Annotated in this window: 23 protein-coding genes; 17 read left to right on the top strand and 6 right to left on the bottom strand. The window is 66.7% G+C overall.

Going from position 1 to position 21,337, the window contains the following annotated elements; translation table 11 throughout:
• Entirely contained in the window at positions 1 to 717 is a 717-nt protein-coding gene (locus ACOI2T_RS21390) for an eCIS core domain-containing protein (RefSeq protein ID WP_409503470.1), read from the bottom strand.
• Positions 718 to 905: 188 nt separating this feature from the next.
• On the opposite strand from ACOI2T_RS21390, the gene ACOI2T_RS21395 reads away from it, so the two are divergent.
• Genes ACOI2T_RS21395 through ACOI2T_RS21450 form a run of 12 tightly spaced genes read left to right on the top strand, consistent with a single transcriptional unit; the run spans position 906 to position 12,160 of the window.
• The gene (locus ACOI2T_RS21395; protein ID WP_067851194.1) at positions 906 to 2,447 is read left to right on the top strand and encodes a phage tail sheath family protein; all 1,542 of its coding nucleotides are present in this window, start codon (positions 906 to 908) and stop codon (positions 2,445 to 2,447) included.
• A gap of 28 nt (positions 2,448 to 2,475) precedes the next feature.
• Complete coding sequence (locus ACOI2T_RS21400; protein WP_036437200.1) at positions 2,476 to 2,922, top strand: phage tail protein; 447 nt, start codon at positions 2,476 to 2,478, stop codon at positions 2,920 to 2,922.
• Complete coding sequence (locus ACOI2T_RS21405; RefSeq protein WP_409503471.1) at positions 2,907 to 3,371, top strand: hypothetical protein; 465 nt, start codon at positions 2,907 to 2,909, stop codon at positions 3,369 to 3,371. Before ACOI2T_RS21400 ends, ACOI2T_RS21405 begins: the two co-directional genes overlap by 16 nt.
• Positions 3,368 to 3,514 carry a DUF6760 family protein gene (locus ACOI2T_RS21410; RefSeq protein ID WP_409503472.1) on the top strand — a complete coding sequence of 49 codons (147 nt, stop codon included), beginning with the start codon at positions 3,368 to 3,370 and terminating at the stop codon, positions 3,512 to 3,514. Before ACOI2T_RS21405 ends, ACOI2T_RS21410 begins: the two co-directional genes overlap by 4 nt.
• Before the next feature lie 12 nt (positions 3,515 to 3,526).
• Positions 3,527 to 5,662 carry a hypothetical protein gene (locus tag ACOI2T_RS21415; RefSeq protein WP_409503473.1) on the top strand — a complete coding sequence of 712 codons (2,136 nt, stop codon included), beginning with the start codon at positions 3,527 to 3,529 and terminating at the stop codon, positions 5,660 to 5,662.
• 28 nt (positions 5,663 to 5,690) lie between these two features.
• The gene (locus tag ACOI2T_RS21420) at positions 5,691 to 6,158 is read left to right on the top strand and encodes a phage tail protein (RefSeq protein ID WP_067851189.1); all 468 of its coding nucleotides are present in this window, start codon (positions 5,691 to 5,693) and stop codon (positions 6,156 to 6,158) included.
• Positions 6,151 to 6,915, top strand: a complete 765-nt coding sequence (locus ACOI2T_RS21425) for a CIS tube protein (protein ID WP_067851187.1) — start codon at positions 6,151 to 6,153, stop codon at positions 6,913 to 6,915. Before ACOI2T_RS21420 ends, ACOI2T_RS21425 begins: the two co-directional genes overlap by 8 nt.
• Before the next feature lie 5 nt (positions 6,916 to 6,920).
• Positions 6,921 to 8,735, top strand: coding sequence for a VgrG-related protein (locus tag ACOI2T_RS21430; protein ID WP_067851185.1), 1,815 nt, complete (start codon positions 6,921 to 6,923; stop codon positions 8,733 to 8,735).
• A gap of 14 nt (positions 8,736 to 8,749) precedes the next feature.
• Complete coding sequence (locus ACOI2T_RS21435) at positions 8,750 to 9,034, top strand: PAAR domain-containing contractile injection system baseplate protein (RefSeq protein WP_409503474.1); 285 nt, start codon at positions 8,750 to 8,752, stop codon at positions 9,032 to 9,034.
• 2 nt (positions 9,035 to 9,036) lie between these two features.
• Positions 9,037 to 9,495, top strand: coding sequence for a gp25 family contractile injection system sheath assembly initiator (locus ACOI2T_RS21440; RefSeq protein WP_067851181.1), 459 nt, complete (start codon positions 9,037 to 9,039; stop codon positions 9,493 to 9,495).
• A gap of 2 nt (positions 9,496 to 9,497) precedes the next feature.
• Entirely contained in the window at positions 9,498 to 11,465 is a 1,968-nt protein-coding gene (locus ACOI2T_RS21445) for a putative baseplate assembly protein (protein WP_409503685.1), read from the top strand.
• Positions 11,462 to 12,160, top strand: a complete 699-nt coding sequence (locus ACOI2T_RS21450; protein WP_409503475.1) for a phage tail protein — start codon at positions 11,462 to 11,464, stop codon at positions 12,158 to 12,160. Before ACOI2T_RS21445 ends, ACOI2T_RS21450 begins: the two co-directional genes overlap by 4 nt.
• Here ACOI2T_RS21450 and ACOI2T_RS21455 read toward each other — a convergent pair.
• The 3 genes from ACOI2T_RS21455 to ACOI2T_RS21465 all read right to left on the bottom strand — a co-directional run bounded on the left by ACOI2T_RS21455 (position 12,140) and on the right by ACOI2T_RS21465 (position 16,047).
• Positions 12,140 to 15,031 carry an AfsR/SARP family transcriptional regulator gene (locus tag ACOI2T_RS21455; RefSeq protein ID WP_409503476.1) on the bottom strand — a complete coding sequence of 964 codons (2,892 nt, stop codon included), beginning with the start codon at positions 15,029 to 15,031 and terminating at the stop codon, positions 12,140 to 12,142. The genes ACOI2T_RS21450 and ACOI2T_RS21455 overlap by 21 nt on opposite strands.
• Positions 15,032 to 15,082: 51 nt before the next feature.
• Positions 15,083 to 15,364, bottom strand: a complete 282-nt coding sequence (locus ACOI2T_RS21460; protein WP_409503477.1) for an SDR family NAD(P)-dependent oxidoreductase — start codon at positions 15,362 to 15,364, stop codon at positions 15,083 to 15,085.
• A 320-nt stretch (positions 15,365 to 15,684) separates the two neighbouring features.
• Positions 15,685 to 16,047: a DUF952 domain-containing protein gene (locus tag ACOI2T_RS21465; RefSeq protein WP_409503478.1), complete on the bottom strand. Its 363-nt coding sequence runs from the start codon at positions 16,045 to 16,047 to the stop codon at positions 15,685 to 15,687.
• Positions 16,048 to 16,206: 159 nt separating this feature from the next.
• Between ACOI2T_RS21465 and ACOI2T_RS21470 the strand changes: the two genes are divergently transcribed.
• Both ACOI2T_RS21470 and ACOI2T_RS21475 read left to right on the top strand, forming a co-directional pair.
• Positions 16,207 to 16,398, top strand: coding sequence for a DUF7455 domain-containing protein (locus tag ACOI2T_RS21470; RefSeq protein WP_067851156.1), 192 nt, complete (start codon positions 16,207 to 16,209; stop codon positions 16,396 to 16,398).
• Positions 16,399 to 16,473: 75 nt separating this feature from the next.
• Entirely contained in the window at positions 16,474 to 17,454 is a 981-nt protein-coding gene (locus ACOI2T_RS21475) for a YihY/virulence factor BrkB family protein (protein WP_085141894.1), read from the top strand.
• Here ACOI2T_RS21475 and ACOI2T_RS21480 read toward each other — a convergent pair.
• Positions 17,444 to 17,680: a DUF3039 domain-containing protein gene (locus tag ACOI2T_RS21480; RefSeq protein WP_067851152.1), complete on the bottom strand. Its 237-nt coding sequence runs from the start codon at positions 17,678 to 17,680 to the stop codon at positions 17,444 to 17,446. The genes ACOI2T_RS21475 and ACOI2T_RS21480 overlap by 11 nt on opposite strands.
• A 77-nt stretch (positions 17,681 to 17,757) precedes the next feature.
• On the opposite strand from ACOI2T_RS21480, the gene ACOI2T_RS21485 reads away from it, so the two are divergent.
• The 3 genes from ACOI2T_RS21485 (at position 17,758) to ACOI2T_RS21495 (ending at position 20,153) form a co-directional block, all read left to right on the top strand.
• The gene (locus tag ACOI2T_RS21485; protein WP_409503479.1) at positions 17,758 to 18,174 is read left to right on the top strand and encodes a DUF3099 domain-containing protein; all 417 of its coding nucleotides are present in this window, start codon (positions 17,758 to 17,760) and stop codon (positions 18,172 to 18,174) included.
• Between the two features lie 147 nt (positions 18,175 to 18,321).
• Positions 18,322 to 19,281 (top strand): sigma-70 family RNA polymerase sigma factor SigB, encoded by a 960-nt coding sequence (gene sigB / locus ACOI2T_RS21490; protein ID WP_067851421.1) that lies wholly within the window; start codon positions 18,322 to 18,324, stop codon positions 19,279 to 19,281.
• Positions 19,282 to 19,457: 176 nt separating this feature from the next.
• The gene (locus tag ACOI2T_RS21495; RefSeq protein ID WP_067851148.1) at positions 19,458 to 20,153 is read left to right on the top strand and encodes an iron-dependent transcriptional repressor DtxR; all 696 of its coding nucleotides are present in this window, start codon (positions 19,458 to 19,460) and stop codon (positions 20,151 to 20,153) included.
• 16 nt (positions 20,154 to 20,169) lie between these two features.
• Here the strand turns inward: ACOI2T_RS21495 and ACOI2T_RS21500 are convergent, their stop codons facing one another.
• Entirely contained in the window at positions 20,170 to 21,231 is a 1,062-nt protein-coding gene (locus tag ACOI2T_RS21500; protein WP_409503480.1) for a DUF4192 domain-containing protein, read from the bottom strand.
• Positions 21,232 to 21,337 lie beyond the last annotated feature (106 nt).

Consider the following 21,337-nt stretch of genomic DNA (forward strand, 5'->3'; position numbering starts at 1 on the left):
TCAGGCCGATTCTTCTTCGGCTTCTTCGTCCTGGCGTTGCACGAAGGTCTGTGCCGTCTCTTCTTCCTCGGCCGGCTCCTCCTGGCGCTGTACCGAGCCGTTCTCGGCGACCCGTTGCGCACCGGCGGGTGCGGCGGCCGGTGCCGGCGACGCCATCACGCGGTCCGCATTGGCGACGGCCTCGCGCTCGAAGCGGTCCGACGGATCGCTGATCTTGACGCCGCCGCCTGCGTCGGTACCGTCGACAGGCCCGCTGCGCTGCTGAACGACGTGCGTCAGCTCATGGGCAATCATGTGTTTGCCCGCGTCCGAGGCCGGATCGTATTTCCCACTCTGGAAGACGATGTCGGACCCCACGGTGTACGCCTGGGCGTTCACCGATTTGGCCGAATCGTGTGCCGCGCCGTCATGGTGCACGCGCACGTCACCGAAGTCATGGCCGAAGCGGCCCTCCATGTCGGTGCGCAGGTCGGCCGGAAGCGGCGAACCGCCCGAGCCGATGACGTTGTGCACCGGTGAGCGGTCCTCATCCATCAACGCGGACGCACCGGAGTTGCCCGCCACCCGCTGCAGCCCGGCCACGCCGGCCGGGCCTGCGACGTCGAGCCGGCCCGACAAGGCCGCCCGCATCGCCATCACCGATTCCGGCTCCTCCAGCCGAGATGCTTTCGGGCGCAACTCCGATGCATGGGTGTGATCGCTGTCGTGGGTTCGCATGCTGCCCCGCTTCCCTCGCGTCTGTACGTCAACGATCCGGTGTGCGGTGGTGGTTGGCAAGGCGCGAACGCGGGACTGCCTCAAAGTGCACGATGCGGTGCCCAAGCGGCAGTCCCCGCGCTCCTCGTCTCGCCCGCCGAACCAGCGCACGATCGTGGCCAGCCCATCGAGACCACCGAGGAGGCGCAATGCCGACGTATCTGTCGCCGGGTGTCTATGTCGAGGAAACCGACTCCGGCTCAAGGCCTATCGAAGGCGTGGGCACCGCTGTTGCGGCGTTCATCGGCCTTGCCGAGAAAGGTCCGTTCAACAAGCCCACGCTGATCAGCAACTGGACCCAGTACAAGAAGACCTTCGGCAACGCCATCGAGGGCGCCTGCCTGGCCGAGTCCGTCGCGGCCTACTTCCAGAACGGCGGTGGCAATTCGTACATCGTCCGGATCGGGGACGGCGAAGGCGAAAACGGTTCGGCGGGAAACCAACCGCAGCTGGAAGCGACTCCGCAGGCCGTGTTGGCCAACTACCGCATTCTCGCGCTCGACCCGAGCACACCGCCCGACCGGTTGCGTGTCGAGATCAGCAATTTCCACAACGAGGGCGAGGAACAGCCCAGCGGGGTCAAGCTCGTCGTGCATCGCGACGGTCAGGTCGTCGAGGAGTTCCCCAACGTCACCACGGCGCGCGGTAAGAACAACGTCGCCACCGTCGTCAACGCCGCGTCGCAGACGGTGAAGGTCGAGCAGATCCCCGGCAAGCCGGCCGAAGACCTGCACGCAGGTATGCAGATCGCGTTGGCGGCACCGGAGGACGTTGCCGTGGCCACTGCGCCCGAGCGGCTCAGCAGCGACGACTATGTGGGCAACGTCGAAGAACGCAGCGGTGTCGCGGGCCTGGAGACCATCGACGAGATCACCATGGTCTGCATGCCGGACCTGCTGAGCGCATACCAGCGCGGCGCAATCGATCTGGACACCGTGCAATCGGTGCAGACGGCGATGATCGCCCACTGCGAGCTGATGGGTGACCGGATGGCGATCCTGGACCCGCCGCCGGGCCTCAACGCGCAGCAGATCAAGGAATGGCGAGTGGACAAGGCACGCTACGACTCCAAGTTCGCGGCGCTGTACTGGCCATGGGTCACCACCGGCGGCGGCACGTACCTGCCGCCCTCGGGGTTCGTGGCGGGCATCTGGGGCCGCAACGACGACACTCGCGGCGTGCACAAGGCTCCGGCCAACGAAATCGTCCGCGGTGCAATCGATGTCGAGAGCTCGATCACCCGCCGGGAACACGATCTGCTGAACCCGGTCGGCATCAACTGCATTCGCGCGTTTCCCGGTCGTGGTATCCGAGTCTGGGGCGCACGCACCCTGTCGTCGGATCCGGCCTGGCGGTACATCAACATCCGGCGGCTGTTCAACTATCTCGAAGAGTCGATCCTCACCAGCACCGACTGGGTGGTGTTCGAGCCGAACGACTACTCGCTGTGGGCCAAGATCCGCCGCACCATCAGCGCGTTCCTGGTCAACGAATGGCGTAAAGGGGCGCTGTTCGGTCTGACTCCGGACGAGGCTTTCTACGTCAAGTGCGACGACGAGACCAACCCGGCCGAAGGCATCGACGCCGGCGAGGTGGTGTGCGAGATCGGCGTCGCGCCGGTCAAACCCGCCGAGTTCGTGATCTTCCGCCTGTCGCAGTACTCCGGCGGAACCAGCCTGGTCGCCGAGTAAGCCACACCGAAGGAAAGGGTAGACAACCATGGCGCTACAGGACGACGACAGCTCGGTAGGCCACTCATTCGGACTCGAGTTCGACGGCATACAGATCAAGGCCATCACCGAGGTGACCGGCCTCAAGATGGAGCAGGACGTCATCGAATACAAATCGAACATGGCCAAGGACGGCAAATACAACGTGAAGAAGCTGCCGGGACGATGGAAAGCCGGCGAATGCACGTTGACCCGCCCGCTGACCAAGGACAACGGTTTCGAGAAGTGGGTCAAGGATTCACAGCTGGGCAAGATGAAGGACGCTCGCAAGGGCGGTTCCATCATCGTCTTCGACTACGAGGGTGAGGAAGTCAAGCGTTACAACCTCACCGCGGCATGGCCGAAGAGCCTCGAGCTGAGTTCGATGAAAGCCGGCGACACGAGCGTCATGACCGAGAAGCTCGTGTTGACGTACGAGAAGTGCGAACCGGCCTGATGCGCAGAGGCAACATTCACGGGACTTCTGCCCTGGCCGACGCGCCGGGGCAGATGCCTTCCGCCGACGAGACAACCCAACTGCGAACCGAATTCCCGTTCGTACTGCCCCGCGGCTATGTCGACCCGGCAGGCGCCGTCCACCGCCACGGCGTCATGCGGTTGGCCACCGCCAGGGACGAGCTGGTTTCACAACGCGATGACCGCGTTCGTGAGAGCCCGAATTACCTTGCGGTGGTACTGATCAGCCGCGTGGTCACCCGCATCGGCGAGATCGAGGACGTCCACGGCGGAGTGATCGAGAACCTGTTCGCGTCAGACCTGGCCTTCCTGCAAGACCTGTACCGCCGGATCAATCAGGACGGCCACACCCACGCCAGAGTCACATGCCCGCACTGCAGCAACGACTTCGCCGTCGATGTTGCCGGGAGTCGCCTGGGGGAATCGTGACGTGCGGGGTCGACGCACTCTACAACGAAGTCTCCTACCTCGCCTATCACCTGCATTGGCAACTCGACGCGGTACTCGACCTGGAGCATGCGGACCGTCGCAGATTCGTGCAGTTGACGTGCAACCTCGCCACGCAGAACTGAAGGGAGGCACCGATGCCCAAGTGGTGGCCCTGGAAGAGATCGGCGGATTCGGTTGCGGCGCAGGCCGCCGTCCCGCCCCCGGCAGCGACACCTCCGACACCGTCCTGGCAACGGTTGGCGCCCATGCAACGCACCGTCGGGCTCGAATCGACCGCACAGTTCGCCGGATTCACCGAGTCACTGACCACCTCCCAGAACCCCGGATTCACCCGGCCGGTCCAACTCCTGGCGGCGGAGAACACCGACGGGTTGCCCGTACTGGAGCTGGCACGAAGCGCGGTCAACACCCCGAACGCGCCGACACCGGCACAATCGGCGCCCAGGACGTGGGCCCCCAGGTTGCCGTCCGTCCAGCGCGCCCGAGTCGGCACCGTGGCGGCTGTGCAGCGCGCCGCCGATGATGTCGCCGCGACCGATGAGCCTGCGGCGCACGTATATCCGGTCGACGCCACCGACGTTGCCCATGCGGAGCCGAAGACGATGGTCGAGGCCACCGATCCCGACGACCGCCGGACGTTGGGCGTGGCCGACGAGCCCGCAGTGCCGGCCGGTCCGCAACCTGAACCTCCGGCGGTGAGCGCGCCCGACGCCACACCGTCCGTCCCGTCGGCGCGGGTTCAGCGGACGCCATCCGATGGCGCTGTCAGTTCTCCTGTGGTCCAGCCACTTCCGGTAACGCATCCGCGTACCGCGGCGGCCCCACCGCTGCGGACTCTGTCCTCGGTCCAGCGCCTCACCACCCGTTCGCCCTTGCCGGTGCTCCGAACACTGACCTCGCCTGAGCCGAACCCACCCGTCACCGCCACCCGTCCCGCCGTGACGGCACCCGAGGATGTATCCATCGGTGTGTCCGGCGATCCACCCGACAGCACGCCGACGATCCGGGACGTCGCGGCGATCCAGCGCACCCCGATACCCGACGCCGTCGAGAACGCGCCCGCCGAACCCGCCACGCCGGCGCCTTCGCCGCCGCCCGTGGTATCGATCGACGCCGGCCCGCCCGCGAAACCGGCCGCCGAGCATTCCGCACTACCGGTCACTGCGGCCACGCCTGCGCCGGACCCCACAAGCGCACCGCCCCCGGTCGCCGTCCACCGGATCGCCGCCGCACCGGATGAGCCGCGCAGCACAACGACTTCGGGGGGTGCTTCGCCGCGTGCCGCGCAGCCTTCCTCAGTCCCTGTGCAGCGCCTTCCGGTCGTCCAGACCCGCCCGATGAGCCGGAAGGAGCCGACCGCCGCGGCACGTCTCGAATCGCCGACCGTGCAACGGTCCGCAACCGAAGCGCCCGCACGTCCACCGCTCCCCACCGCGGGCGAGCAGTCATCCGTCCAGCCCTTGCCAACGCCCGCTGATGTCCATGTAGAGCTCCCGTTGCCCTCGGCGCCCATCGACTACCCACCCGAAAAAAGTGAGTCGCCAGAGTTTCTCGCAGCCGATCGGCCAGACCCCGCGCCCCGCGCCTCCAGCGTGACCGAACCCGACGTCGTACAACGTGTGACACTTCCCGTCGCTCACCCCGCGCCGCAGCCCGCGGCCGCCCCGCAGCACAGCAGTGCGACTCGGTTCCCGGCGCCGCCGGTGATTCAGCGGTCGACTGCCGCAGGCAGGCGCCTCGTGGTGCTGCCGCCCGTCCGCCGAAGCAGTGACGTTCAGCGCAACGCCGATCCGGCACCGGCGCGGGAACATTCAGACGTCTTCCACAGCCCTCGCCCGGTCGGCCTGCAGCGGATGTTCGGGACGTCACCGGACCGATTCGAGCGCGCACCCACGGTCACGGCACACGGCGGCCGGCAGTCCGGCGATGCTCCGTCACATGAAAAACATTTCAGCACAGCACCGCCCGACGGGCCGAGCTATGACGCCACGACGAACACCATCACCTTCGCGCCGCCGAGCGTGCAACGAGAGACCACGGAATCTGCTCCTGAGCCGGCACCGGTAGTCGATCCCGAACCGCTTTCGACCGCCGCGCCGGCCGCCGCGCCGACACTGACGGCCGCCCCGGCGCTCGGCGCCCCGGCGGCGGCCGCCCCCGACGTCGACGAGTTGGTGAACCGGCTCTACGACCCGCTGGCCGCACGGTTGCGCGCAGAACTGTGGTTGGACCGCGAGCGGGCCGGTGTCCTCATGGACCTCGGCCGATGAGCGCTTGTGGGGAGAGGAGACCGGACCGATGAGCCCACCAAAACTGCCGCCCGAGGATAAGGACGAGGTTTTCGTCGGCGTCTGCTTCGCGGTCAAGTTCGACAAGACCGATGTCGGAAAGTTCAGCAGTTGCGAGGGTTTCGGTCTAGAGGTGGTCATGGAGCAGCGCGAGGAGGGCGGAAACAACGGCTTGGTCTGGCAACTGCCGACGCGGATGAAGTACAGCAACATCAAGCTGACCCGACCCATCGGTCCTGACAGCGAGAAGCTGACCAAATGGATCGTCAAGGCACTCAACGGCCTCAAGCCGACCACCGGTGAGATCAAAGCCATGGACGCCGCGGGAAATCCGGTGATGACCTGGCAACTCGAAGGTGTCGTACCGGTCCGATGGACCGGGCCCAGCCTGAACCTGGACTCTCCCAAGGTGTTCACCGAAACCCTCGAAATCGCCCACCACGGTTTCACTCCGGAGAAGGGCACGGCCAATGGCTGACAAGACGATCGCGCTCAAGGCGCCGCCGCCCGAGCGTAAGGGTGACAGCGCTCCGGATACCTGGGCGCAACCGCAGTACGCATTCCTGGAGCTCTGGGAACCCAAGCATGTCAAGGGCGGCAAGCCGGAGCTGGGTTCGCTCAAGGACAAGGTCACCTTTCAGTTCAACCCCAAAGAGGTCTCGATCACCAAATCGGCCAAGTGGGAACGCAAGCCGACCAAGGAGAAGAAAGCCGGACCGCCCGAGTTCTCTGGGTCCGAACCGTGCAAGCTAAGCCTCGAGCTGTACTTCGACGCCACCGCGAAAGACGGCGTCGATGTCGTCGCATCGGTGGACAAACTGTTCAGCTGTTGTGTCCCGTGCACCGAAGGCGATAAGGCCATGCCGTTTCTGGTGGTTTTCAACTGGGGCCAGGTGAAGAGCTTCGCGGCATACATCAGCCAGGTGCAGGCCAAGTACACCCGCTTCGCCGCCAACGGTGTCCCGATCCGTGCGACCTGCTCGATCAACCTGGAGGAGATCGACGTCACGCCGGATCCGAAGCAGAACCCCACGTCGGGTTCGCAATGGGCTGACGACGTCCACACGATGGTCACCGGCGACTCGCTGGCACTGCTCGCCTACCGGGAGTACGGCGATCCGCAACTGTGGCGGCCACTGGCGGCCTACAACGACATCGACGACCCGATGCGGGTGCCCAACGGAACCCGGCTCAAGTTGCCGCGGCTCGAAGCGCTCGCGGCCAGGGCGGGCTGATCGGCATGGCCACCGCAGCGTCGTTCCTGATCGAATTCGACGGCACCGCACTGCCCGACGACATCAGCCCGTTGCTCACGTCGGCATACGTCGATTCGAGCCTGCGGCTTCCGGACGCGTTCATGTTGCGGTTCCGCGACCCCAACCGGATCGTGATCGAGAAGTCCAAGGTCAAGATGGGCACGAAGGTCAAGATCACCATCTCCAGCACACAGACCGAGACGCCGGAGAAGCTGATCGAGGCGGAGGTGACATCGCTGGAGGCCGAGGTCGGTGGGCCTGGATCGTTCACGGTCATCCGCGGTTACGATCCGGCGCACCGGTTGTTCCGTGGCCGCCACACCAAGTCGTACACCCAGACCACGGCGTCGGATGCCGTCACTCAGATCTCGCAGCGGACGAAGATCGCGGCGGGCGAAATCGAATCCAGTAAAACGGTTTTCGACCACCTGGGACAGTTCGGCCAGACCGATTGGGAGTTTCTCGACTCGATGGCCCGGCGCATCGGCTACGAGCTGACGGTGCGCGACAACAAGCTGAGCTTCCGTCCGCGTGAAGAGGCGAACCGGGCGCCGTCGCAGGACGCCCACGACACCGATCCGTTGGTGCTGAGGCTGGGTACCGACCTCTTGCGGTTCCGCTCGGTGATCACCGCCGCCGAACAAGTGGCCGAGGTCGAGGTGCGCGGCTGGGACGTCGCGCAGAAACGCAAGATCGTCAGCACCGTGCCTGCGGGCACGAAAAGCGTTGAACTGCCGTCCATGAAGCCCGCCGACGTGGCCAAGCCGTTCGGCGATCCGCGCTATGTCGCCTCCGACGTCGCATACCGTACGCAGTCGGAGGCCGACACCGCCGCGGCCGCGCTCACCGAGGAGATCGGCAGTTCGTTCGCCGAGATCGACGCCGTCGCAAGGGGTAATCCGAAGCTGCGAGCCAACGTCGGCATCAAGATCGACAACGCGGGGCAACCGTTCGACGGCAAGTACACCATCACCTCGGCGCGGCACCGCTATGACCCGGCCAATGGTGGCTACACGACGGCGTTCTCGGTGACGGGCCGCCAGGAACGCAGTCTGTACGGCCTGACCGCGGCGGGCGGGCGCGCCTCGACGGCGGCGGGGGTGGCCGTCGCCGTGGTGAGTGACGCCAACGATCCCACCCACCAGGGCAGAGTCAAGTTGACGTTCCCCTGGTTGTCCGATGACTACGTCAGCGATTGGGCGCGCACCGTGCAACTCGGTGCCGGCAAGGACCGCGGCGCCATGGTCATCCCCGAAGTCGGCGACGAGGTGCTGGTGGCGTTCGAACAACAGGATCCGCAACGGCCGTATGTGCTCGGCGGTCTCTACAACGGTGTCGACACCGTGAACACCAAGGGGCCCAGTCTGATCGACTCCGGATCCGGGGCGGTCAACCGCCGCTCGCTCATCTCGCGCAACGGTCACCGGTTGGATCTTCTCGACGAGGACGGCAAGACCGAAGGCATCACCGCCGAGACCGGCGACGGCAAGCTCAAGCTGACCCTGGACTCGGTGGGCACCCGCATCGTCGTACACAGTGACGGCAGCATCCTGATCGAAGGCAAGAAGGGCATCGTCGTCGACGCCGCGTCTTCTGACCTGCAACTCAAGGGCAAGAAGATCTCCATTACGGCGACCAACGGCGTCGCGGTGTCGGGCGGGGCGGGAGCCGTCGATGTCGAGACGCAGGTGGCGTTGTCGCTCAAGGGCACCACGGTAAAGGTCGCGGCCAAGGCGGCCGGCGAGTTCAAAGCCGGTGGGCCCACTGTCATCACCGGCGCACCGGTCAAGATCAACTGAGAGGAGCAGTGGCCATGCCACCAGCCGCACGCGTCGGCGATCTGACCGCACACCCCGGCACCATCGGTCCGCCGGGCGTTCCGACCGTGTTGATCGGCGGCATGCCTGCCGCAGTCGTCGGAACCACTCATGCATGCGCGTTTCCCGGGGTCGTACCCCACCCGCCCAACGCGGTCCTCCCGCCGGGCTGCCCGACGGTGTTGATCGGTGGGATGCCGGCCGCCCGCGTCGGAGACATGACCGGATGTGGCGCGCCGATCCTTCCACCCGGCTGTCCCACCGTCCTGATCGGAGGCTGACAATGAGTGATCTCACCAACGATTTCATCGGGGCGGGCTGGAATTTCCCGCTGCAGATCGACCCGACCAATGCGATCGGCCTGGCCACCCATGTCCGCGACATCGAACAGGCCATCGAGATCATCATCAGGACAGCTCCCGGCGAGCGGCCCATGCGTCCGGAATTCGGCTGTCGCATACAGGATCACCTGTTCTCACCGATGAACGATGCGACACTCGCGGCGATTGCCAACGACGTTCGCCGGGCCCTGGAAGTGTGGGAACCACGCATCGACGTCGAGGACGTCAAGGTTCTGTTCGACCGGGGCGATCTCGGCATGGCCCATATCGACGTCGGGTACCGGATCCGCGGCTACAACGACGAACGCAACCTGGTGTTCCCGTTCTACGTCATCCCCGACGAGGCCGGCGCTCCCGGGGCCGGCGAACTGCCACCCGTCTACCAGCTGAATGAGGCGTGACGATGCTGCCCGCACCGAATCTCGACGACCGGACGTTCCAGAGCCTGGTGGACGACGCCCGCCGGCTGGTCCACCGACGCTGTCCCGAGTGGTCGGACCACAACATCTCCGATCCGGGCATCACGCTGATCGAAACGTTCGCCATGATGGTCGACCAGCTCATCTACCGGCTCAACCGGGTTCCGGATCGCAACTACATCAAGTTCCTCGAATTGCTCGGCCTGGAACTACGCCCGCCCGGGGCCGCGCAGGGCGAGGCGACCTTCTGGTTGTCGGCTCCGCAACAGCAGCCCATCACCGTGCGCGAAGAATCCGAGGTGAGCACCGACCGCACCGATCTCGACGAACCGATCGTCTTCTCGACGACCGAGAAACTCGAGATCATCCCGTGTTCACTCGACGGCGGCCGGGTCGCGACAATGGCGGAGGGCGGCGAACCGGTCACGCAACGCAACGAGGTGGGCGGCAACGAATTCCGCTGCTTCTCGGATCGACCGCTGGCCGGTGACGCACTGCTGCTCGGTCTCGACCGGGCGGTGCCGTCGTGCGCCGTGCTGCTGCGGGTGAACTGCCGCGTCTCGGGTGTCGGTGTCGATCCCACCAACCCGCCGTACGTTTGGGAAGCCTGGACCGGAAGCGACTGGGTGGCGTGCGAACCGGGACCAGACGAGACGAAGGCCTTCAACAAGCCCGGCGATGTCATCCTGCACGTGCCGCGCGGGCATGTGCTCGACTCCCCGCCCCGCGTCGGCGGCGAGGCCCGCGGCTGGCTGCGCTGCCGGCTTGTCGACCCCGCGCCCGGCCAGTCCACCTACAGCGAATCTCCGTTCATCACCTCGATTTCGGCGTGCACGGTCGGCGGTACCGCGCGGATCGTGCACGCCAGGGTGGTGCGGGACGAGACGATCGGCACCTCCGACGGCACCGCCGGGCAGCGCTTCGCGTTGCAGCACCGGCCCGTGCTCCCGTGGGCGGGCAGTTCGTTGCGCGTTGTCGCCGAGGGCGATACGACCGAGTGGAAGCCGGTGGAACACTTCGGGGATCAAAACGAGTCCAGCCAGTCGTTTCACATCGACCCGGTTGCGGGTGAGGTGGTGTTCGGTCCGGTGGTCCGCGAATCGGACGGGACCATTCGCCAGTACGGCCGGATTCCGCGGAAAACCGCCACGATCAAGATGTCGGCATACCGCACGGGCGGCGGCCGCAAGGGCAACGTGGGCGTCGGCCAGATCCGCGTGCTCAAGACCAGTGTGCCGTACGTGTCGCGGGTCGAGAACCGCAGAGCTGCCGTCGGCGGTGCGGAGGCAGAGACCGTCGACGAGGTCAAGGCGCGCGGCCCCTTGCTGTTACGTACCCGCGGAAAGGCCGTGACCGCACAAGACTTCGAGCAACTGACCCTCGACATCGCCCCCGAGGTGGCCCGGGCGCACTGCCTCACGGCCGCCGACGAACGCGAGGCCGGTGTCGTGCGGGTGCTGGTGGTGCCGCACGTGGCAAGCGATGCCATGGATCTGGTGCGCCGCGAAGATCTCATTCCGCTGCCCGAGACCATCCAGCGGATCAAGAGCCATCTCGACGAGCGCCGCCTGGCCGGGACCCGGCTGATCGTCGAACCTCCGCACTACCGGGGTGTCACGGTGGTCGTCACGCTGGCGGTTCTGGCCGGATACACCCGCGATCAGGTGAAAATCGATGTGGCCCGGACGTTGAACGGCCTGCTGCATCCGTTGAAGGGCGGTCCGGACGGCTCGGGCTGGCCCATCGGCCGTGCCGTGCAGGTACACGAGGTCACCGCGGCGCTGGCCCGGATCCCCGGCGTGGACATGGCCAGGAAGGTCACGGTCCAGTTGTTCGGTGTCGACCCCGCGACCGGGAAGCGGTCGACGGAGCCGGTCGACGTCATCCCGTTGGGCCGCAACGAGCTCGCTTACTCCTTCGGCCGGCACAGTGTGCGGGTGGTGGACCGATGAGAGCCGGAGTGCCGCAACTGGACACGCCTCAGCCATTTCTCGACACGATGCCGTCGGTGTATTGGGGTGATCCTCTCACCGAGCGCCTGTGCGAGGCCTTCGACGAAGTGCTGGCGCCGATCTTCGCGACCCTCGACTGCTTTCCGGCATACCTGGACCCCAAGACCGTTCCGAGCGACATGCTCGACTGGCTCGCCGGGTGGATCGGCCTGCACCTCGGTGGCCGCGAAACCACTCACAAGCGAGAACTGATCGCGGCAGGCGCGGCGATGCTGCGCTGGCAGGGCACCGCGCGCAGTATCCGCGACACCGTGACGGCCGCGTTCAGCCGCGACACCGAGGTGATCGAATCGGGAAGCGCGACATGGTCGTTGACACCGGACTCGAAACCCGGCGGCCGGGCCACCCCCGGTCTGCTGGTGCGGGTCACGGTCGACGCCGGTGACGATGTCGACGTGCGCAGCGTCGATGCCCTCGTCGACGCCGTCAAACCCGCGCACATCCCGCATCGTGTCGAGTTGGTCACGCGCGCGGCACCGGTGGCGACCCCCGCACCCGCGCCGGTGGTCACCCCGGTGCCCGAAGTCCGACGGCCCGCGCCGCAACCAACGGATGATCCGCAGACTCGCAAGCTCAGGATCACCGATCTGAACCCGCCCAAGGATCCGAACGTGTCAGAACACGGCGACCTCTAGATCCGCCCGAATCCGGGCATGCTCACGGCGGACGTATTCCGCCGAGCTGAGGTCGCCGAGCGTCTCGTGCAGGTCGGCGAGTACCACCCAGGCATTGTCCTGGTACTGGTCGAGCTGTACTGACCGCTGCGCCGTGACCAGGGCCTGCTCGTACTCACCGAGTGTGCGGTAGTCCGATGCGAGTGCGGCAGCGGCGGCCGCCGCCGAACGGTGCAGGCGTTCCCGTTCTTCGTCGATATTCGGTGCGCCCGACATCTCCGGCAGCAGTTCACCGGTGTACAGGTTGAGGGCCTCCTGACGGGCCACCACCCGGCCCCGCACGTCACCACGCGCCGACGCGGTCGCCGCCCGGCTCAGCGCGTCGGCGAAATCTCGGACGTCGACTGTCGCCCGGTCGGGCAAGGACAACCGATACGATTCGCCGCGTCGCCGGATCACGAGGTCGGATTCGCTGAACATGCTGCGCACGCTGGACACGGCCACTTGCAGGCGATGGCAGGCGACGGAATGGTCGACACCGGGCCACAGGATGTCCTCCAGCAGTTCGCGGTGGTGATCGTGGTCGGGGTTCAACGACAGGATCTGCAGCACCCAACGCGCCTGTGGCCGCAGCTGACTCAGCGCCGCGATCTCACCGTCGATCGCGATGCGGTAGCCGCCGAAGCAGGTGATCGCCACCGGTGGCAGGCTGGCCTCCACCACCTCGGCGGCCGCGGTGACGGCGCTCGGCGGTTCGGGATCGTCCCCATTTTCGGCGAAAAGAACTGGCAGACCGCATTGTTCGGCGAGCGCTGCGGCACCGACCGCCTCGGGAACATCATGATCTGAGACCTGCTGCAATACCGCGAGGGCCAAGGCGCGGGCCCCACGGCACCGAAGTGCGTGGCTGTCGTCGACCACCCGGCGCGCGGCCGGCACTGTCGCCTGCGGGTCGATGACCGCGAGCAGCCGGCACCACAACTGCAGCACCGGCGCGTCGAGCTGACCGAACCTTGCTTCGGCAGCTGCGAGTTGAGACTTTCCGTCCTCGCCGACGCGTAGCTTGGCCAGCGCCACCGCGAACAGGAGCAGGGCGGAACCCCAACTGTCACCCATCCGGTCCGCCGCCGAGATCAGGTCGTTGCACCCCTCCAAGCGCCACACCGCATCACGTGAGACGATCAGCGCAACCTGCTCCAGACCGTGGCACAACCGCGAAACCCACGGAAGCCCTTCACGTTCCGCTTCCGCGGCGATTGTGCTGAACCGGGCGGCCGGGTCATTCGGCCCGCCGTCGACGAGGTCGAGGGCTGCCGCTGCCAGGCTGACCCAGATCGTCAGCGACGATTCGGGTTGGCGGTCGTCGACAACCGACTGCAAGATCTCGCGGGCCGCACGAAGCTCACCGGCGGCGACGGCCGCGACCGCGTGCGCGAGCCGCACCCACCCGTCGGTTGCCGTCGAACCGGCAACTTCCGGCGCGCGCCGCAGCGCGTCCCGAAGCGGATTGGCCCAGTGCTGCACGAGCGGTTCCGGCACTCGCCCACTCCGGTTGCCCGGCAACCACATCGACGCGACCGCAGACTCCTGGCGACACATCTGGCGGTAGTTGGGTTCGTCGTACAACGCCTCGGCGTGCCGGTAGGCCTCCACGCCGCGGGCCAGCGCACCTTCGCGCACCAGGCGGCGGGCGTTCGCCACTGCCAGCCACGGGTCATGTTGCCACGTACTCGCCGGCAGCAAGTGGGCGTCGTCGACCACCGTGGCATCGATCCGGGCGCCGCCGGTGTCGGCCACCAGACGTGACACCGAGGCCCAGTCACCGGCCTTGGCGTACGCGCGCACCGCGGGCCGCAACTCCCCCAACGTCTCGAGCACAGCGCCGCTCTTGCGGTAGCACGACCGCGCCGCCGCGGGTCCGTACTCCTCCACGAGCGCGAGCTCCAGGTGCGACTGCAGCACTTCGTGATACCGGAAGTACACGCCTCCGTCGTCGGTGGAGGTGAACAGTTGCGCGGATTCGAGCTCCTCCAGAATGCGGTGGCTGCCCGCGGCCCCGAGCAGCGCGTCGCACGCCTCCCCGGAGAGGCGGCCGAGCGTACAGGTACGCAACAGGAAGTCACGCCGTTCCGCGGGCAGTTCGGCCAGCACGTTGCGGGTGAGGTACGAGCGCACCAACTTCGACCTGCCGCCGAGCCCGGCGACCGCCTGGTGGCGTTCGGATGCGGTTCGACCGACCGTGGCGAGGTGGAACAGCTGCAGCCCGGCTGCCCAGCCGCCGGTCCGGCGGGTGAGCGCGGCGGCCGCCTCCGGCCGTAGCGGCTCGCGGTACACCGATGCGAACAACTCCTCGACTTCCCAAGACCGGAACCGGAGATCGTCGCTGCCGGTTTCGGAGATCGAACCCGAAACGCGAAGTCGCGGGACGTTGATGTCGGGCATTCGGCGTGAACCGCAGATCAATCGCAGCCGGCGGGGTCGCAGCGAGATGAACCGCTCCAACGCGCGCTCGGCCGGCGTCTCGGCGATCTCGTGCAGGTCATCGAGGATCAGCACAGCGCCCGCGCCGCTCCATTGATCGAGGCCCCCGAGCAGCTCCCCCATCGATTCGGCGCGGCCCGTATCCGCCAGCATCGACAAGGCGGCGCCGATGTGGGCCGCCATGCGGTGCTCGGTGGAATCGTCGGCGGTGATGCGGTACCACCCGACGGGCCGCTCCGACGCGGTCGCGACGTGTGACAGCAATGTCGTCTTCCCGCATCCGGCCGGCGCCACCACCATGTCGACGATCGTTTGCGGGCCCGACAAAAGCGGCTGTTCCAGCCGTTCGCGGGCCAAACCGGACACCTCCGGCACCCGAAGCTTCTCCCGCAGGACGACGCAGTCACCCATGACCGTCCGACCTTCCGGTCGAACTTTCGCCGCTACCTGACGAATGGATATTCATGCTTGCCGGCCATCCCCGCTCACGCATCCGAAGCCCTCTGCCGAGAGCCTATGGTCGTGATCGTGGCGCGGACTTGAGTAGTGGACTACTCGAATTTGGCAGTGACTGTCACCCGGCCACCACAGGCATCCGCCCGGCGCTCGCGCCGCCGTCGACGGCGAGGGTTGATTGACGCAGATCCCCGCGTTGTTGACGAGCACGTCGACCCGGCTGAACTCGGTTTGCGCGGTCTGCACCGCCGCCTGCCACCCGCCTGTGCTCGCCACGTCGTGGTGCACCAATCATACTGCGCTACAAATGGATTGGGCCCTTCTGCCCTGGTCGGCGAGCATGTCGGCCAGCACGACCAGCGCGCCCAGCTCGTGTGCCTCGGCCTCGTCCCTGGCCGCGGGGCGTGGCATCGAAAACCCCGCCCCCACCGCTGCTCCAGCGTGACAAACAAGCCCCACCGCCACGCCAGCGTGACAAGCGCGGCCCAACGAGGCGTGCCGCCGGAACGCCACACCCCCACCGCTGCTCCAGCGTGACAAACGCGGCCCACGGCCACGCCAGCGTGACAAACGCGGCCAAGCGTGGCGTGCCGAGATTGCCCGACGGCCTACGCGGGCGGTAGCGGCTCGAACCGGCCGTCGGCGCCGGGCAGGTAGGACGTGGCAGTCATCACAGCCGCGGTCGGCAGCGGTCCGTACAGATGCGGGAACAACATCGCGTCGGGGTCCGTTGGTACACCGGGTTCCCAACGCACGGGATCCGACAGCTTGGCCGGATCGATCTGGAGCATGAGCAGATCGGTGCGCCCCGCGTAGAGCCGGTTCGCCGGTAGATGCACCTGCTCAGGCGCTGAAAGGTGCACGAACCCCTGCGCCGTCAACGAGTCGGGACGGTGCGCGCCGAATTCCCGGGCGGCCCGCCACTCGTCGGCACTGCAGAGGTGAACCAGGACGCGTGGCATGGCAGGCATACTGCCAGCTTGCCCGTCGGGCAACACGTCCCAGACGTGAGACACGACACACCGGTAAACCCCTAGGGAACAAGGCCGGAACCCAAAACGTCTGACACAGTAGAGATACGCAAACCCGGCACTTTGCCGGCGTTGCGCAGAGCAGAAGACGGAGGAGCCATGAACGCAACTCTGACAAGCCCCGAGCTAACCAGAGCTGACCGCTGCGATCGTTGCGGAGCGGCCGCGCGTGTACGCGCCAAGCTGCCCTCGGGCGCCGAGCTGCTCTTCTGCCAGCACCACGCGAACGAGCACGAGGCCAAGCTGATCGAACTGGCCGCCGTGCTGGAAGTCAGCCCGGTCGACGCCTGATCGCGTCTTTGACACGCCGACCGAACAGCACCCGCCTGGGCAGGAACACGTTTCGTCAGTAATGCTGGTCTGGTCATGACTGGCCAGCCGCTTCCGGTACCACCGACACGCCACCACATTCGACATATCGCACGACGCACGTTGTCGAAAAGCTGGGACGATTCGATCTTCTCCGAATCGGCACAGGCGGCGTTTTGGTGCGCGTTGTCATTGCCCCCGCTGTTGTTGGGCATGCTCGGCAGCCTGGCCTACATCGCGCCGCTGTTCGGCCCGGACACCCTGCCGACCATCCAGCAGCAGCTGATCAACGCAGCCAACAGCTTCTTCTCCCCCAACGTCGTCAACGAGATCATCGAACCGACGATCCGCGACATCGTGAAGGGCGCTCGCGGCGAAGTGGTCTCGGTGGGCTTCGTGATCTCGCTGTGGGCGGGCTCGTCGGCGGTTTCGGCGTTCGTCGATTCGATCGTGGAGGCGCACGACCAGACGCCGTTGCGGCACCCGGTGCGGCAGCGGTTCTACGCGCTGGGGCTCTACGTGATCATGCTCGTGTGCGCGATCGCCGCGGCGCCGTTCATCGCGCTGGGGCCGCGCACGATCGCCGAGCACATCCCCGACAGCTGGGACCACATCCTGCGCTACGGCTACTACCCGGCGCTGTTCCTGGCGGTCATCGTCGGGGTCACGGTGCTGTACCGGGTTTCTTTGCCCAAACCGCTGCCGACGCATCGACTGCTGCTCGGCTCGGTGCTGGCAACCGTGGTGTTCCTGGTCGCGACCGTAGGCCTACGCATCTATCTGGGCTGGATCACCAGCACCGGTTACACCTACGGCGCGCTGGCGACGCCGATCGCGTTCCTGCTGTTCGCGTTCTTCCTCGGTTTCGCCGTGATGCTCGGAGCCGAACTGAACGCCGCCATCCAAGAGGAATGGCCTGCGGCGGACACCCATGCCAGGCGGTTCAGGACGTGGCTGGAGGACAAGGCCAACAACGGCAGTGCGCAGGCACCGGCGCAACCGGTGCCCGACACCGCCGATCAGCCGACTACTTCTTGAGGGTCTCGTAGATCCGCTTGCAGTCCGGGCACACCGGCGAACCGGGCTTGGCGGCCTTCGTCACCGGGAACACCTCGCCGCAGAGTGCGACGACGTGCGTACCCATCACAGCGCTCTCGGCGATCTTGTCCTTCTTGACGTAATGGAAGTACTTCGGGGTGTCGCTGTCGGTCCCGTCGTCGACGCGTTCGTCGGCGTCGGTGCGCTCGAGGGTGTCGGTCTGCATACCTTTATTGTGCCCGGCCGACGAACGCGACGAAATCCAACTGCCACCGCGGGCCCCAGGTGTGGAACAGTAGAGGCATGAAACAAAGCCACGAGCTGAGTTTCGACGACGACTTCGATGGTCAAGCTCGCCCGGTACTCATCACCCGCGCCGCGCCCGCGTACGAAGAACAGCATCGCCAGCGCGTCCGCAAGTACCTCACGCTGATGGCGTTCCGTATCCCCGCGCTGATCCTGGCCGCCGTCGCCTACAGCGTCTGGGAGAACGGGTTGGTCTCGCTCTCGATCATCCTCGTGTCGGTGCCGCTGCCGTGGATGGCGGTGCTCATCGCCAACGATCGCCCGCCGCGTCGGGCCGAGGAACCGCGCCGCTACGCCGGCAGCAAGAACCGCATCCCGCTCTTCCCGACCGCCGAGCGGCCGGCACTTGCGCCCGGCCCGGTCGTGCCACCGCAACCGGGGACGGCAGAAACCCGCGGTGACGTTCCGACCTGAGACGGTTCTGTAGCTATTCTCAGGAGAATCTCAGGTCATCGCGAAAAAACAGCAGGTCAATAGGCATGAATCCAATCGGCAGTGGGAACTCTTCTGGGGCATGACGCGTTGTAAGTCATGACAGTTCGAGCCGATCAGGAGGCCGTCATGGCAAATGCCACCACAAGCCGCGTCGACAGCGATCTGGACGCCCAGAGCCCGGCTGCCGACCTCGTGCGCGTGTATCTGAACGGCATCGGCAAAACAGCGTTGCTCAATGCTGCCGATGAGGTAGAGCTCGCGAAGCGCATCGAGGCGGGCCTTTACGCACAACATCTGCTGGACACCAAGAAGCGTCTGGGCGAAAACCGCAAACGCGATCTCGCGATCGTCGTCCGCGACGGGGAGGCGGCCCGGCGGCACCTGCTGGAAGCCAACCTCCGCCTGGTGGTCTCACTGGCGAAGCGCTACACCGGCCGCGGCATGCCGCTGCTGGATCTGATCCAGGAGGGGAACCTGGGCTTGATCCGCGCGATGGAGAAGTTCGACTACACCAAGGGCTTCAAGTTCTCCACGTATGCCACCTGGTGGATCCGTCAGGCGATCACCCGCGGGATGGCTGACCAGAGCCGCACCATCCGGCTCCCGGTCCATCTGGTCGAGCAGGTCAACAAGCTCGCCCGGATCAAGCGCGAGATGCACCAGAACCTCGGGCGCGAGGCCACCGACGAAGAGTTGGCCGCCGAGTCCGGCATTCCGGTCGACAAGATCAACGACCTGCTCGAGCACAGCCGCGATCCGGTGAGCCTCGACATGCCGGTCGGAACCGACGAGGAAGCCCCGCTGGGCGACTTCATCGAGGACTCCGAGGCCATGTCGGCGGAGAACGCCGTCATCTCCGAGTTGCTGCACACCGACATCCGCCACGTGCTCGCCACGCTCGACGAGCGGGAACAGCAGGTGATCCGGCTGCGGTTCGGCCTCGACGACGGCCAGCCCCGCACGCTCGACCAGATCGGCAAGCTCTTCGGGTTGTCCCGCGAGCGGGTCCGTCAGATCGAGCGCGAAGTGATGGCCAAGCTCCGCAACGGCGAGCGTGCCGATCGGCTCCGGTCCTACGCCAGCTAGCTGAACCCCTCGATGTGCCCGCCCGTTACCCCGGGCGGGCACATTGGTGTCTGCGCCGGCCGGGTTTGGCGTGGTTCACCGGCGAGAACCGCGTGAGCGGCACCGCAATGTTGGACCTCAGTTCGAGCCGCGAGAACGGTAGACTGTGCAGTGACGTTTGGGCTGGGAAGGCGCGAATGAACGATCTTGTCGACACCACCGAGATGTACCTTCGGACCATCTACGACCTCGAGGAAGAGGGCGTGGTTCCGCTGCGTGCACGCATCGCCGAACGGCTTGACCAGAGCGGCCCGACCGTAAGCCAGACGGTCTCGCGGATGGAACGCGACGGCCTGCTGCACGTCGCCGGTGACCGGCACCTGGAGTTGACCGACAAGGGCCGGGCGCTGGCCGTCGCGGTGATGCGCAAGCACCGGCTCGCCGAACGGCTGCTGGTCGACGTCATCGGACTGCCGTGGGAAGACGTCCACGCCGAGGCGTGCCGTTGGGAGCACGTGATGAGCGAGGATGTCGAGCGCCGGCTGGTGCAGGTGCTCAACAACCCCACCACATCCCCGTTCGGCAACCCCATCCCCGGTTTGTCCGAGCTCGGTGTCGGCGGCGCCGGCTTCGGGTCCGACGATGTCAGCCTGGTGCGGCTCACCGAACTGCCGGTCGGCCTGCCGGTGGCGGTCGTGGTCCGGCAGCTCACCGAGCACGTGCAGGGCGACACCGAGCTCATCGGTCGTCTCAAGGACGCCGGTGTGGTGCCCAATGCACGTGTGACCGTCGAAGCCAACGACCACGGTGGCGTGATGATCCTGATCCCGGGCCACGAACAAGTTGAGCTACCCCACCACATGGCACACGCCGTCAAGGTGGAAAAGGTCTGATCCGGTGGCCGGCGCACTACGCGCCGGCCTTCCTGGCCTCACCGCCGAACGTCTGCCGTGGCGGTAACCGCACTCCGAGCCGGTCCGCCTGCCGATACCCGCTGAGCGCGAGTTCGCGAATCTGATCCGGCCGCATGCCCGAACGCAATGCGCGGTCGAGCATGCCTGCCATCCGGTGGTCCGGTACGCAACGCAGTGCTGCGTCGAGCGAGATTCCGGCCAACGGCCCGTCGCCACGGACATACGCCGAGAACGCCAACAGCACCAGCGCCTCCGCACGCCACGGGGGCGGGAGGGCGCGCGACAGTTCGACCCACAGTGACTCGGCCTGACCCGCCCGCTCCCCGACCGCGAGCGCGTACAACGTGTCACGCACCTGGGGATCGGTCAACGCGACCGCCAACCGGGCCAGTTGCGCATCGGCCGGGCACCGCCCGTCGGCGAGCTCGGCCGCCGACGACAACGCCGATTCGATGTCGGCACGCACCTCGGCCCGGCGGCGCGCGGGCGGCGGCGTGGGAAGGCCGGCGATCACCGCCCTCATCCGCTCCCCCCGGCTCTCGTCGGGTTCGACGATCTCCGCGAGGTCGGCGCGCCGCCGATAGAGCCGACGGCCGTCGAGTACGGCCGCCACAGCTAACGGCGATGCGGACGGATCCTCGATGACGCCCCGCTTGGCGCACCCGTAGGCACAATGCCAGCGCCCGCCCGCTGCCACGCGGTCCACCACATAGGCCGCGATGAGCTCGATGCCGTGCAGCGACAGCGCGTCCTCGACGGTGTCGGCCATCTCGGCGTGGATGTCGCAGCAATGCTGACAGTCGGCCCCGTCCTCATTGACGATGACCGCAATCGCCCCATCCGGCTGCGACGCGGCAGCCACTTCGGCGAGTTCATCGACGGCGTCCGTCATCATCAACGAAAGATCAAGGCGCATAACGCATCCCATGTGTCCGTCCTCAATACTGACGAGGACGAGGGATTGCTCGGGAACGAAGCCGAGGACGGCGGGCAGTGCGGCGATCAACGAGCCGGGCCTGCTGACGTCGAACTCGGGGATGTGTGGTGAAGGTGTCATGGCCACAACGTGGCAGCCGGCACCGTCGTCGCGGTTTTGGCGACGAGCGCAAATCCGGCACCGGCCACCGCCCTGTGGACGAACTCCAGGTTGGGGATAACTGGAC

This window comes from Mycolicibacterium wolinskyi str. Jessa 2025, assembly GCF_049241375.1.
GTDB lineage: Bacteria > Actinomycetota > Actinomycetes > Mycobacteriales > Mycobacteriaceae > Mycobacterium > Mycobacterium wolinskyi.